This window comes from Thalassoglobus sp., assembly GCF_048270125.1.
In the GTDB taxonomy this organism is placed as follows: domain Bacteria; phylum Planctomycetota; class Planctomycetia; order Planctomycetales; family Planctomycetaceae; genus Thalassoglobus.
Genome location: NZ_JBLWTN010000003.1, coordinates 400,816 through 414,968, shown reverse-complemented (window position 1 = coordinate 414,968; position 14,153 = coordinate 400,816). Strand labels below are relative to the sequence as shown.

9 protein-coding genes are annotated in these 14,153 nt (G+C 51.2%); 5 read left to right on the top strand and 4 right to left on the bottom strand.

Annotated features, from left to right (window positions below; all coding sequences use genetic code 11):
* Nucleotides 1–134 precede the first annotated feature (134 nt).
* Nucleotides 135–1,031: a phosphate acyltransferase gene (locus ACN0YR_RS06025; protein WP_417848286.1), complete on the top strand. Its 897-nt coding sequence runs from the start codon at nucleotides 135–137 to the stop codon at nucleotides 1,029–1,031.
* 216 nt (nucleotides 1,032–1,247) lie between these two features.
* Here ACN0YR_RS06025 and ACN0YR_RS06020 read toward each other — a convergent pair whose 3' ends face one another.
* Nucleotides 1,248–1,913: a carbonic anhydrase gene (locus ACN0YR_RS06020; protein WP_417848285.1), complete on the bottom strand. Its 666-nt coding sequence runs from the start codon at nucleotides 1,911–1,913 to the stop codon at nucleotides 1,248–1,250.
* A gap of 342 nt (nucleotides 1,914–2,255) precedes the next feature.
* Between ACN0YR_RS06020 and ACN0YR_RS06015 the strand changes: the two genes are divergently transcribed.
* Genes ACN0YR_RS06015 through ACN0YR_RS06005 form a run of 3 tightly spaced genes read left to right on the top strand, consistent with a single transcriptional unit; the run spans nucleotide 2,256 to nucleotide 8,220 of the window.
* Nucleotides 2,256–5,348 (top strand): DUF2309 domain-containing protein, encoded by a 3,093-nt coding sequence (locus ACN0YR_RS06015; RefSeq protein WP_417848284.1) that lies wholly within the window; start codon nucleotides 2,256–2,258, stop codon nucleotides 5,346–5,348.
* Nucleotides 5,345–6,733, top strand: coding sequence for a proton-conducting transporter membrane subunit (locus tag ACN0YR_RS06010; protein ID WP_417848283.1), 1,389 nt, complete (start codon nucleotides 5,345–5,347; stop codon nucleotides 6,731–6,733). The genes ACN0YR_RS06015 and ACN0YR_RS06010 overlap by 4 nt, the downstream gene beginning before the upstream one ends.
* On the top strand, nucleotides 6,733–8,220 hold the full coding sequence (locus ACN0YR_RS06005; protein WP_417848282.1) for a proton-conducting transporter membrane subunit: 1,488 nt from the start codon (nucleotides 6,733–6,735) through the stop codon (nucleotides 8,218–8,220). The genes ACN0YR_RS06010 and ACN0YR_RS06005 overlap by 1 nt, the downstream gene beginning before the upstream one ends.
* Before the next feature lie 409 nt (nucleotides 8,221–8,629).
* Here ACN0YR_RS06005 and ACN0YR_RS06000 read toward each other — a convergent pair whose 3' ends face one another.
* A complete protein-coding gene (locus ACN0YR_RS06000) occupies nucleotides 8,630–9,592 on the bottom strand; it encodes an AAA family ATPase (protein ID WP_417848281.1) in 963 nt (320 codons plus the stop codon).
* A gap of 552 nt (nucleotides 9,593–10,144) precedes the next feature.
* Between ACN0YR_RS06000 and ACN0YR_RS05995 the strand changes: the two genes are divergently transcribed.
* Entirely contained in the window at nucleotides 10,145–11,377 is a 1,233-nt protein-coding gene (locus ACN0YR_RS05995) for a serine/threonine protein kinase (RefSeq protein WP_417848280.1), read from the top strand.
* Between the two features lie 86 nt (nucleotides 11,378–11,463).
* Here ACN0YR_RS05995 and ACN0YR_RS05990 read toward each other — a convergent pair whose 3' ends face one another.
* The gene (locus ACN0YR_RS05990; RefSeq protein WP_417848279.1) at nucleotides 11,464–13,071 is read right to left on the bottom strand and encodes a CTP synthase; all 1,608 of its coding nucleotides are present in this window, start codon (nucleotides 13,069–13,071) and stop codon (nucleotides 11,464–11,466) included.
* Nucleotides 13,072–13,330: 259 nt separating this feature from the next.
* On the bottom strand, nucleotides 13,331–14,116 hold the full coding sequence (gene kdsB / locus ACN0YR_RS05985; RefSeq protein ID WP_417848278.1) for a 3-deoxy-manno-octulosonate cytidylyltransferase: 786 nt from the start codon (nucleotides 14,114–14,116) through the stop codon (nucleotides 13,331–13,333).
* Between the last annotated feature and the right edge of the window lie 37 nt (nucleotides 14,117–14,153).

Sequence of the window (14,153 nt, the reverse complement as noted above, 5' to 3'; positions counted from 1 at the left end):
TGAAATGATCACTTTCCTGTGTGTTTGAGAGAGCAAATTCTGGTTTCAGGATCAGCTCCAAACAGAGTCTCTCCACGAGGCAGATCGCGAATAAGAATTCGAAAGCTGTTCTACACGAAATTGAGTTTAAACAGATGCCGCTGAAAAGTTTTGAAGAGCTGTATGCGACAGCTGACAAGCTGTTATCACCCATTCCAGTTGCAGCTGCCGGGGGTGCGGACTCAACTGTCATCCAGGCGCTGGAGTTGGCTCGGCGCCGCGGTTGGGTCAATCCAATTCTCACTGGAAATCTACAAGCAATTCGAGAGCGGGCAGACTCTCTGGATGTCGATATTTCTCAATTCCAATTGATCGAAGAGGAACCGAACTCTGCGAGAATCGCAGTGAAAGAAGTCAAAGAGGGTCGTGCCCAATTGTTAATGAAAGGACAGATTTCAACCCCCTATCTCATGCAGGCGATTCTGGACAAGGAACATGGTTTACGGAGCGGAAAGACGATTGGTCAAATCGTATTGATGGAAATCGCCAGGGACCAACGGAGCTTTCTGATGACTGATACTGGCGTCACGATTGACCCCACCATCGATCAAAAAATCGAACTGATCGAGAGCGTTGTTGATGTCGCCCAGAAGCTGAGTTGTTCAAATCCTCGCATCGCATTGATGTCCGCAACGGAAAAAGTGACGGCTGCCTTGCCAGATACGCAGGTCGCAGACACGATTGTTCAACGTGCCAGCCAGGGAGAATTTGGTGAGTGCATCGTGCAGGGTCCACTCTCGTTCGATCTCGCCTATGCTGTTGATGCTGGGGTCAAAAAAGGGATCGATGGCGACGTCACCGGAGCTGCCGATGCGATGATATTCCCCAACCTACTGGCCGCAAATCTGACGGTCAAAGGAATCATGTACACTGCAGCTTGTCAGTTCGGCGGAATCCTCTGCGGGACAACCAGTCCAGTCGTCTTTATGTCCCGCGCAGATAGTGTCGAAACCCGCCTGAACTCACTGGCCTACGCTCTACACCTGCTTTAAGTGCTCCGCCGGCAATTGCATTTTTCAAATTGGTGTTCGTGCCCTGCCACGTGACGAGCAGTCTATGAAGTCATGGAGGCGAACTTCACGGGCACAACAAGCATTGAAAATGCTCTAGAGCAGTTTGCTCTACCGTTTGCCCGTGAAGAACGCATTTCTCTAGCAAAAATGCTGTTCGCCACGAGGCAGAACCTGCAAACCACTTCGAAAGATGCTCTAAATGACTGGGAGTGATCGATTCAATTCGTCTTCACTTAAAACGACGTCTCCGATTGGAACAAATTCGTTTTTATCGGGATCAAAAGAAAAGACGTCGCCGGTTTCAAACTTATAGACCCAGCCGTGCAGCTTGAGATCGCCACGACTGATCGCTGCTGCGACCGAGGGATGAGTTTTCAGGCTTTTGAGTTGAACAAGCACATTCTCGCTCACCGTGAGGGTCAACCGCTTCTCTGGATCGGTCAAGTGGCTGTAGTTCTCTTCAACAATTCGTCGCGTCGATTCAGCGTGTTTGAGATACTCTTTCACAGCGGGCATTGATTCAACGGAAGATGGATTAAGGAGTCCTGTCATCGCTCCGCAGTGAGTATGCCCACAAATGATAATGTCTCGAATATTGAGTGCCGTCACAGCGTATTCAATGGTGGCGGCTTCTCCAGCGAAAACGGAACCATAAGGTGGAACAATGTTCCCAGCTGTCCGTTGAATAAAGAGTTGTCCGGGCTTCGTTTGGGTCAGTAGACTGGGATCAATACGTGAATCAGAGCAGGTGATGAATAAGGCAAGCGGTGCCTGGCCTTCAGCTAAGGTTTCGAAAAGTTTCTGTCCCTTGCTAAACGCCTCTCTTTGAAATTTGTGAATCCCATCAACGAGTACTTGCATCGCTCGAACCTTATCTATTCATCTATTTTATTTCGACTGGTTTATGCATTCAATTGAAGATAACCTGCAAACACCTGCAGTTCCGCCGTGCTTGAATTGTAGCTTCCTCGATTCTCAGTAACTGCGCAAGTGCAAAAAAACGTTCGGAAACTTGTGAATTCCTTCGGAATCTTCACATAGATTCTTGAATCACTTTGAATTAAATCCCCATTCGGATTGAGTCGCGAGCGAGGTGTTGCACCAGTTACAGCACTCATACACCACGTCAGCCTTCCGAAACAGACATGAACTTTCTTGAGTCTCGGATGATTCCTAAATTCAAGACGCCCTGGAGGGCACATCTTGTCGTCTATAGATACCGAAGAAGAAGCAGATTTCCTTTCTGACCATCCTGCCGAACCATCTCAGATTCGACAGCAGGTGGAACATGCTGCACATTTACTGCCGACCCAAGGCCCCCTTGAGGTCTTCATCCATCACAACACACTGCATGCGCTTGAAAATCTTCCATTTCATGATGCCGTGAAGGTTGGGTACACGAGATTTGGAGCCGAACCGTACCTCCCGGAGCAGGAATATCGCAGCTTATTGCAAGATGGGCGGATTCAAGACGATGATCTCGAAGCGGTCGTCATTGAGGATCTGTCGGAACAAAATCACAAATGGATTGATGGACTCGGAACGCGCGAGCAAGTTCGCCTGACGATGCTCCGACACCCTCTCCATGTTGGCCACGACGCAGAGCTACGATGGATCGTCGCCGAGACCGATGCCCTCGATCGGTTTCGCCCGGAAGTCTCGCAGGAACCTCGCTTACGAGTCCTTGCAGGAACGCGAACCTGGATTCAGGATTCCCTTGCGAATGATTCAAATCTCCCTGATGAATTGACCGAGTTGTTCTCAAAGTTTGGTCGCAACACTTCGAAGTGGAATGACGCAGCGTGGGAATCGCTAACGCTTCACCTTCTCTGGTGGGCCTGTCGAAATGGAGTCCGGTCTTGTCCTGTCGCTCCAAACCCGGCCAATTCTCTTCGTCCTCGTGACATGCTGCTCCATGCAACAGGCCACGACATCGACCGCTACGTTGACGATGTGCTCATTCGTTTCTGTATCGCATTTACCGATCAAGGTTACTCAGATTGGATTTTACCCAATCGCAATGAGGGGTTCTTCGAGTCGTTTTTGACGCTCTATTCTGACAAGTCACCCGGATTAAGCCGGTGGATGCGAGGACTGTCGGAAGAACTCACAAACTTGAGTCGAAATGGGACCACCCCCGACGAATCTATTGAAGCGAGTCTTCGAGAACTGGATATTGCAGAAACGGATCAGCAGGAGTTCATCACACAATCCTTGATGACACTTCGAGGTTGGGCAGGCATGATTTGGCAGCTTGAATCGGGTGTCGACTGGGTTGTGCATTCCATCTCCAAAGGGTCGCTTGTCGGGATGTTGGCTGCTCAATTAATCCTGGAGAAGCACGCGATTCGGCACATCGGAGAAGATCAATTTGGAGAAACAGAATCGATTCCCGCAATTCTGCAATCTGCCCGTGAATCTCTCACTCAACAAACTCCGCTCAATGTTGAACGACGAGCTTTCCTGCTGTTTCAGACTGCTCAAATGTTAGGTTGGCAACCTCAGCAGTTGATGTCGTTATCAAAAGTAGAATGGCAACAACTCTCAGAAGAAATCGACAGCTTCTCCGGGATCGAAAGACGCCGCATTTACCACGAGGCCTACGAACGCAAATATCGGCACGCTGCTCTGGACGCTTTCGCAACGCATGCATCGCGCCGCAAGAATATCGCTGCCCCCTGGGGTTCTCAAAGACCCAAGTTTCAAATTGCCACGTGCCTTGACGACAGAGAGGAGTCATTCCGTCGGCACCTGGAAGAAATTCAACCACTGTGTGAAACCTTCGGGGTTGCCGGCTTCTTTGCGATTGCCATCTATTATCGTGGTGCAACAGATGGATTTTACAAACCTTTGTGCCCTGCAGTCATCACGCCGGATCATTATGTTCAAGAAGACGTTGGGTACACATTTGAGGGAGTCCATCGGGAGAGAGCCGAGTTGCGTCGTAAGATCGGCCTGGCCAGGCGTGCATTTCACACACGCAGCCGAACTTTTCTCGGGGGGATCGCTGCCGGAATCGTCGGTTCACTCGCCACAGTCCCCTTAGTGGCCCGCGTACTGTTTCCTCATCTGACGTCTCGCATTCGTCGACGATTCGGGTCGCTCTTGCAACCTCCACCGGTTACGAAGTTACAACTGGAACGCTACGCAGACGACCCCGGTCCGGAAAACGGGCACATCGGATTTACCATTGATGAAATGGCAAATGTTGTTGTGCGACTGCTCCAGGACATGGGAGTCACCACTCCGAACGCGTTCTCGCGAATGTTCATTATTTGCGGTCATGGATCTTCGAGCCTGAACAACCCTCATGAATCGGCTTACTGTTGTGGGGCTTGTGCCGGAAAACGAGGTGGTCCCAACGCTCGCGCATTTGCACAAATGGCAAATGACTGGCGGGTCCGAGCGAAGGTCGCCTCGCAGGGAATTAAAATTCCTGACGACACAGTATTTGTCGGAGCCTATCACAACACATGCGATGACTCTGTCGTCTTTTATGACCTCGACCGCTTACCTGGTTCGCATCGTGATGATTTCGAATCGGCACGTGAATCGATCGAGAATGCCCGACGGCGAAATGCTCATGAACGCTGCCGGCGCTTCGATTCCGCGCCACTTTCGCTGACACCGGACGAAGCTCTACGCCACGTGGAAGGTCGCGCACAAGACATCTCTCAGGTACGCCCAGAATACAACCATGCAACCAATACCCTCTGCGTTGTCGGCCGCCGTGACTGGACTCGCGGATTGTACATGGATCGCCGGGCCTTTGTGACAACGTACGATCCGACTCAGGATGACGCAGAACATTCGATCCTGCTTCGGATTCTCGCCGCTGCCATTCCAGTCTGTGCCGGAATCAACCTCGAATACTACTTCTCGCGAGTTGACACAACGACTTACGGATCTGGATCAAAACTGCCACACAACATTGCTTCTCTTCTTGGAGTCATGGAAGGAACCTCGAGCGACTTGCGGACAGGGCTGTATCAGCAGATGGTCGAAATTCATGAACCTCTGCGAATCCTGTTTGTCATCGAAACAACCCCCGAAGCGATGTTGTCAATTATAGAACGTAATGAAACGATCGGTCGTTTGTGCCGCGGTAGCTGGGTTCACCTGGCGACCATTGATCCTGAAACGAGTAAGATTCAGATCTATCGCAACGGAGAGTTTGAAGCATACGAAACCAACGGGAACGAATTGTCTGTAGCCGACTCCTCCCTGGCATGCTATCAAGGTTCACGTGACCATCTTCCATTTACCTCGATTCGAGAAACGGAGCTGGTTCAATGACTGTCGAATCGACTTTGCAATTTTTAGGTTTGGTGGTCGTAGCAAGCCCTGCTCTCTTACTGGCAGCATTGGGGCTTCCGATGTTGCTGGGATGGAACCTGAGCGAACGAACTCAGGCCCGTTTAACAAAGACGGGTGTCTCAGTTGGGCTTGTGGCAGCGGTCTCGATCCTCTGTCTGATGTTGGTCTCCGGTTCGCGACATGTGCCGATTGAACTCGGCAACTGGGTTTCGATTGAACAGGAACATTTCCATTTCCACCTGAAGTTTGTCTTTGATCGCCTGTCCGTTCCGTTTGCCATCCTTTCGTTTGTGCTATGCGGAACAGTCGGAGCTTTCTCGACGGTCTATTTACATCGCGATAAAGGTTACCGCCGTTTCTTTTTACTCTACGCACTTTTTTTAACAGGGATGATTGTTTCAGCTCTCGCCGGAACGATTGAGACACTCTTCTTTGGCTGGGAACTCGTTGGGCTTTCTTCAGCATTGCTCGTGGCATATTTCCACGAACGCCCTGGTCCAGTCCGAAATGGGCTTCGCGTTTGGACGACATATCGCTTCGCTGACGCTGCATTTCTAATTGCAGCCCTGGCGATGCACCACTTCACTGGAGCAGGTGATTTCGATCGGTTGATGGGTTCCGGCCCCTGGCCTGATGGGGTTGCAGTAATTGGTTCATGGCAAGCCTTGGCAGTCGGTTCGCTGCTACTTCTCGCCGCAGCTGGGAAGTCGGGAATGATCCCATTTTCAGGTTGGCTCCCGCGAGCAATGGAGGGTCCAACGCCATCGAGTGCAGTGTTCTATGGAGCGTTGTCGGTCCACTTGGGAACTTATCTTTTATTACGAGTCAGCCCGCTGTTAGCAGTCTCCCTGCCATTGCAGGTCGCAGTGATCACACTGGGGCTGGTATCGGCGATCTTCGGGGCGCTGGCATCTCGTGTACAAGGCGATGTCAAGAACGCTCTGGCGTTTGCATCGCTCACACAAGTTGGAATCATCACCGTTGAGATCGGCCTCGGCCTGAGGTACGTTGCCCTGATTCACATGATCGGACATGCCTGCTTGCGAACACTGCAATTGCTACGGGCGCCTTCGGTATTACGTGATCACCAGACGTACGAAGACGCGGTGGGTCGCCGATTGACCGGCGATACGGTGAACCCACCGCAAACCGCGACTAAGTTTCAGGTCGGCCTGTACCGCTTCGCCCTGGAACGTGGATACCTCGATGCTATTTTGGATGACTGGATCGTTCGACCATTTGTAAGGACCTTTCGCTTCTTCGATTCACTGGAACGACGCTGGACCAGCTACCTATCTGGAGGAGAGCCACGTGAATCGGACCGGCTGGCGCCGTACGGTGATTCGCTGGAGGACGTCGTCTAATGTCGGAACTCCACCTTCCCTGGCTTGAACTCTCTGTCTTACTGCCGTTGCTGGGAGCGATTTGGGTTTCACTGCTCAAAAATCGTGACCGTGCGAGGAAGCACAGTATTGTGGTCTGCGGTCTCACACTGATCTGTGCGCTCGGTGAATGGCTTGAATTTTCTTTATCTGGAATCTTCGTCAGTGACGATCACTGGAATCTGCTCCAACTGGTTTTCCATCGTGACATCTTTGCAATCGATGAGCTTAGCGCCCCGTTACTTCCGTTGGGAGCACTACTCTATTTCACGACAGTCATGACGACATTGCGAACGAAGCTCAATCGCTTCTCGCTTGGCTGGACACTATTTTCTGAATCGATCTTGCTCGCGACACTAACCTGCCGACATCCATGGCTGATCATCCTGTTCCTTGCAGTGGCGGCCGTTCCTCCCTGGATGGAGTTACGAAAACGACAGCAGTCCACTCGTATTTTCTCGATTCACATGGGACTGTCGATCGGGTTGATGACGGTTGGTCAATTCTTCGTCGGCGACAATGCATCCGTTTCAAATCCGCCGATTTTTGCGGGATGCCTACTCACAGCAGGAGCTTTAATTCGAAGTGGAATCTGTCCGCTGCACTGCTGGATTTCTGACTTGTTTGAGAAAGCGACATTCGGCACCGCATTGTTATTCGTCACACCGATGACCGGTGTTTATGCCGTCATGCGACTGGTGTTTCCGATTGCTCCAGCGTGGGCACTGCAATGCATTGCCATCCTGGCACTGACGACGGCTGTTTACGCAGCCGGAATGGCTCTGGTGCAAAAGGACTCTCGACGGTTCTTCTGCTATTTATTTTTGAGCCACTCTTCGCTCGTGTTGGTCGGACTTGGATTGGTCACACCGCTTGGACTGACTGGAGCGTTGTGCGTCTGGCTGTCTGTGGGGATCTCGCTACTCGGCTTCGGCCTTGCCCTGCGGAGCGTTGAAGCCCGCACGGGACGCTTGACGCTGGAGAACTTCCATGGCTTGTATGAGCACACACCTTTTTTCGCCGGGATGTTTTTACTCACAGGATTAGCATCAATTGGATTCCCAGGCACGATCGGATTCGTTGGGACTGAGCTCCTGCTGGAAGGTGTTGTTGAAATCTTCCCGCTGGTTGGACTGGCAATTGTTTTGGCTGCCGCATTAAACGGAATCGCCGTCGTCAAGGCGTACTTTCACGTCTTCACCGGAACCCGACACCACCCTTCGATTTCAATGAGTTGTCGCCCCAGTGAACGCATCACAATCTTGATTATCGTCGTATTGATCATCGGCGGGGGACTTGCTCCGCAGCCCGGGATTCAGTCCCGATACCATGCTGCGAACCTCTTAATTCGCCTGCGCGAACCGGTTCCTCGATCACAGACTGCAGCGATCATCAAAAACGAAATCGCAATAACTCCCCAGACAGCCCAACTCACAGAAACCCCAGATCGCAAATCGAACAACGACTGACCAACTCGATCTCGACGATATTCCCCGTGCAGGAGTTCAAGGATTCGGGAAAGACTTCATAGCCTGCTCACCACGACGCAGAAGATCACAGCCACACCATGTTGGGCGTCTTGGACCAAGTGCCATTGAGGTCTTCACGTCCCAACCATTAACCCAACGGTGAGTCACTGGGGGCTATAGGACTGCCAACGACACAGCGACATGTCTGCAGATCACCGTAAACATGCTCTAGAGCATCTTTCGAATTGATTTGCAGGATCTGCCTCGTGGCGTACAGCATTTTTACTAGAACTGATCCTGAAACCTGAACTTGTGCTCTCAAACACTGAGAAAAGCCACCATTCTACAAGTTTCCGGACTGGTTCTAGAGAAATGCGTTCTTCACGGGCAAACGGTAGAGCAAACTGCTCTAGAAGTCGTCATCATCCTCTTCTTCGTCGTCGTCGTGATCGGGATGAAGAGGATGATTGGGGTCGAAGAAAAAGTCGCCTAAACCCATTGGAAGCACGTTCCCTCCCAGGGACTGCTGTTTGCGATCTGCCAGCGATTGCAAATCGACAGCATCTTCTCCCAGGCATTTCTCCAAAGAGATCCGCCACACCTCATCTTTTGAAAGCGGATGATCTGACTCCGAAGCGAGTTGCTTCAACGCGAAGCGCAACACATTGATGCCATCGCGAGTTGAGAAATCAAGCTTCAATCCGTGTGACTGTTGCAGGAACTCCACGGTGAGATTGAGCATTTCCTCATTCGAAAACGGCAAATGGTATTTCAGAATCGCCAGTTCTTCCTCGCGCGATGGATGCCCCAATGAAAGAGTTGGCTGAAGACGACTCAAAATATAATCCGGAATTTCGTACGTCGATTCATCGTCATTCATCGTGACAGCACAGCGGAAGGCCGGATGAGCAGGAATCGTAATTCCCGCGACAATCGATTCGACGTACCGACGATGATCGAGCAGCGGAGCCAGCGACGCCCACGACTTTTCGTTCATGCGGTTCCCTTCATCGAGGACACAGACGCCGCCTCGAATCATTGCTGTCACCAAGGGAGATGCCTGATACTGAATTTTCCCGCTCTCAGCGAGAACCGGAGTCACAAGCAGGTCTTCCGGTCGGGTATCAGCTGTACATTGGTAGATGTACAGTTCTTGATTGCGTTGCCGCGTCGCCGCGATGGCTAGCGTCGTTTTGCCAATTCCGGGAGCGCCTACTAAACGGGGAGCGAGAGGAAGGTCAACTTTGTCAATAACCAGCCAACAGGCAAGCAGTTGCTTAAGAACTTCTTGCTGCCCGATCCATTCTCCCGGTGTCGAATCGGCGTGACCGAGGTGTAAACGGATTCCATCGATTTCTACGGCATCTGACATGATTGTTTTGGTTCTCTTTGTGCTACTTAAGGTTCAAAGTTTTGCATCTTGCACATCTTCTCAGCGAGCCAAGTCGTTCCTGCGTACCCCTTGGGAACGAGCCGTTGTTGCCGATGTCTGCCTGTTCCTTAGCCTTAATCGCCCGCTTCTCTCCTCAGCGACAGACTCTGGCAATTTTTGCTTCAAGGCCCTGTTGAGCGTCTGGGTAACAATGTACCGGAAATGACGTCTGTTTTCCTGCCACGCTGCATCGAGATTGGACCATACGGAAATTATGGGGGCCAAATCAGCCAAAATTCTCCTGACGGCTTGAATTTCTGCAAAAAATAGTTCAGCTCAACGAATCAACATGTTAAGATTGAACTTCATATCAAGATGCGATTCACTGCATTGAGTATCGATCCAGCAACCTGAATTTAGTCTCTCAGGGGGTCAGAAATCCTTCATCATAATGTTAATGTTTTTGAGCGAGTCTTTGACAGAGCTTTCGCTTGAAGGAATTTAGGACTTAATACAGACGAAATCCCATCGAAAGGAGACAATTTACTCCCTATGCCAACAACCAGTTCGACATTCATTCGACAACTGAAAAGAAGCCGAATCCTGACTGCTCAGCAGTTTCAAGCTTTTACGAACACACTTCATCTCACTGAAGAAGTGAGCGAGGTGCAACTGGCGACCTCCGCTGTCAAGCAAAAGCTGATGACGCGGTTCCAGGCAGAAGAGATTCTCAACGGCCGCGCCCGGACTCTTTCTGTAGGCGACTACATTCTGTTCGACATCCTCGGATATGGAGGGATGGGAACAGTCTATATCGCGAAGCACCGTGAAACGAAACGACTGGTTGCCATCAAACTGCTGGGAGAACAAACCAAACATGACGCCGGAATTCGAGCGAGATTTCAACTCGAAGCCCGTGCTGGAATGCAGTTTGACCACCCGAAGCTTGTGAAAACGCTAGAGCTTGGCACGCTTCAGGAATTGTACGGCGAGTCCGAATACATGGTCATGGAGCTGGTCCAGGGAGTGACGCTACTCGAGGGAATCAACTTCAGCAAAGGCCCGTTGAAATGGGATGCCGCAGCGGATGTCATCTGCCAGGCTGCCGATGGTTTGGCGTATCTACATGAACTGAACATGGTGCACCGGGATGTGAAACCGGACAACATTCTGATTGAAGTCAACGGAAACTCCAAGCTGCTGGACTTTGGTTTGACGCTTGCCGATCAGGGAGCCTTTGAAGAAGAATTCTCCCTGGCGATGATCTTCGGACACGACTGTTTAGGAACGGCTGACTACATCCCCCCCGAGCAATCTCTGGATTCACTCAACGTCGACAATCGTGCCGACATCTACTCGCTCGGCTGTACGCTCTATACCGCATTGACCGCCAAGCGTCCTTTCCCCGGACTCAAACGCCCAGAGACCGTTAAAGCACATCGATCTCACCCACGTCCTCTCGTGAAGGACCTCAACTCACAGGCGCCGGAAGCCCTCTCCAAAATCGCCCGACGGATGATGGCGATCAATCCTGATGAGCGTCCCCAAACCATGCAAGAGGTGATCGAGCTACTGAGCCCGTATCGCAATCAACGCAACTGGGCCTTCGAGTTCAATCAGGTTCTCTCTCAACGCCGTGAAATGCGTAAACGCTACATCTCTGAATCCCGCACACGCTCCAGCCAGGTTAAACGTGCCACGACGGTCAACTCTCGTGACGAAACCGAAACTCCCGGCAAGAAGAACGTAACCGGTGACGAAGACCTCTGTGAATTGGATTCTTAATTCGCATCATGCAGTCGCTTCAGGGGAGGCTCACCATCGAGCAGTTCCCCGTGAAGCAAGAGCAAGGTCAGGCTGCAGGATCTGTTCTACCTTGACTGGTGCTTCTTAAGTGAAGCGCCGATGAAGTCGCGGAAGAGAGGGTGTGGTTCGAGCGGGCTCGATTTGAATTCGGGATGGTATTGTACTGCGACAAACCATGGGTGTTCGGGGACTTCGACGATTTCGACAAGGTTCCCGTTCGGGCTGGTTCCCGCTGGTATCATTCCAGCGTTAATGAGCCGTTCTTTGTAAGCAGGGTTGAACTCGAATCGATGTCGATGGCGTTCGGAAATATCAGTTTTTCCGTAAGCCTGATGCGATTTTGTCCCCTCGCCAAGAAGACATGGCATCGCTCCCAGACGCATTGTTCCGCCTTTGTCGGAGATTGTTTTTTGCTCTTCGAGCAGGCAAATGACCGGGTCAGGCGAGTCCGCTGCGAATTCTGTACTGTTGGCTGCTTCGAGTCCCAGAACGTTGCGGGCATACTCAATCACTGCACATTGCATCCCCAGACAAATTCCGAAGTAAGGGATCTTTTTCTCGCGAGCGTACTGGACAGCTTTGATCTTTCCTTCAATTCCTCGATAACCAAACCCACCCGGAACGAGAATTCCGCTGACGCTGCCTAACAGCTGATCGAGATCCTGTCCTTCGCACTCTTCTGCTTCGATCCGCTTAATCAGAACTCGGGTCGAATGCGAAAACCCGGCATGTGTGAGCGACTCGTAAATCGACTTGTACGCATCCCGGTGTTCAATATATTTCCCAACGACAGCGATGCTCACCTCGTGCGACGGATTGCGAACGCGGTGCATTAGATCCTTCCAGTCAGCGATGTCGAGTTCACCGCGCGGGAGATCCAGTTTCTTGATGATCAATTCATCGAGCTTATTCTCTGCCAATCCGACGGGAACTTCATAGATCGAAACTTCCTTGTCGATCTCTTCAATGACCGCCTCTTTTTCGACATTGCAAAAGAGCGCGATCTTCTCAGCGTTCTCGCGTCCCATCGCACGTTCGGTTCGCACAACAAGGATGTCAGGCTGAATTCCGATTTGCCGAAGCTGACCGACACTGTGCTGCGTCGGTTTCGTCTTCGCTTCGCGAGCTGCTTTCAGATACGGAACTAATGTCAGATGCAGGAAAAGGCAATTCTCTTTGCCAATATCGAGCGGAATCTGTCGAATCGCTTCGAGGAACGGAAGCCCTTCGATATCACCAACAGTTCCACCAAGTTCGGTGATGACAACATCGACATCGTCGGTCGCAAGTTGCAGAATGCTCGCCTTGATTTCATTGGTCACGTGAGGAACCACCTGGACAGTTGCGCCCAGATAATCTCCTTTGCGTTCTTTTTCAATGACAGAACTGTAGATCCGTCCGGTCGTGTAGTTTGACTTGTTCGACAGCGGACTCTTTGTGAATCGCTCGTAGTGCCCCAGGTCGAGATCAGTCTCAGAACCATCATCAAGAACGTACACTTCGCCATGCTGATAAGGACTCATCGTCCCCGGATCAACGTTGATGTACGGATCGAGCTTCTGCATGCGGACTTTTAGTCCACGCCGTTCGAGCAACAATCCAACAGAAGCGGACGTCAACCCTTTTCCGAGCGAACTCACAACTCCGCCAGTGACAAAGATATGCTTTGCCATCGTTCATTCATCCTGTATTGAGACCTGATCCGGACCCCTGAATTGGTCTCTCAAAGACTGAGAAAATCCTTCTTCATGAAGACATTCGGACGAGGACGAGCCTAGCTGATTAGATTGATAAACTTGCATGAGTGATCGGAAAATGCTTCAACCAAAAACGATCTCAGGAGTCTTGCAAGTGATTTCTAATGTAAAAACCGGAGGCAAACGGCCTCCGGAGAATTAGTTTTGGACACTCGACCGAGCGTCCAAAGTTGTCTTATTTATCCTGTTTCCTCTGCATTCGTTCCACAAACGCAGCATAGTCGGCAGCCGTGTCGATTCCAACGGATCGGTGATGCACAACTTCGACAAGAATAGAAGCTCCCGCTTCTAACGCACGTAATTGTTCAAGTTTCTCAAGTTGTTCCAACTCCGACGGAGGCATTCGCGTCAGCGCCAGTAAAAAATCGGGTCGATAGGCATAAATTCCCAAATGCAGCAGCCAGGGACTCCGACTGAAATGAGCATCTTCGGGACTCGCGAAGAGGAGGTCGTCGGGGTCACCATCGCGGAAAAAAGGAATCGGCAAACGGCTGAAATAGAGGGCTCTCCCATCGGCTGCCCTGACGATTTTCACACATCCCTGATCAATAAGCATTGCTTGAGAGGTGATCGGCGTTCCGAGTGTTCCCATTTCGATATCAGGAGACTTCTGCATGGCTGCGACCAACCGATCAATACAGCCCGGGTCTAATTCAGGCTCATCCCCCTGCACGTTGATAATCAAATCGGCCTGGAGCTTCTCATTCTGTACAACCTCTGCAATTCGGTCGGTTCCGCTCGGGTGGTCTCCAGTCATGGAGACTCGTGCCCCAAAACTCTTACAAACAGTCGCAATCTCTTCGCTATCGGTCGCGATGATGACTTCAGACAGTGAGGCAGAAGCACTTGCAGCTTCCCAAGCATACTGAATGAGTGGTTTGCCTGTCTCCTTCAGCAACATTTTGCCAGGCAATCGAGAGGACTGCATCCGAGCAGGGATGATTCCAATTGCAGTCGACATACTGAGGATTTCCTGAACAGGTTCGAGAGATGCATTG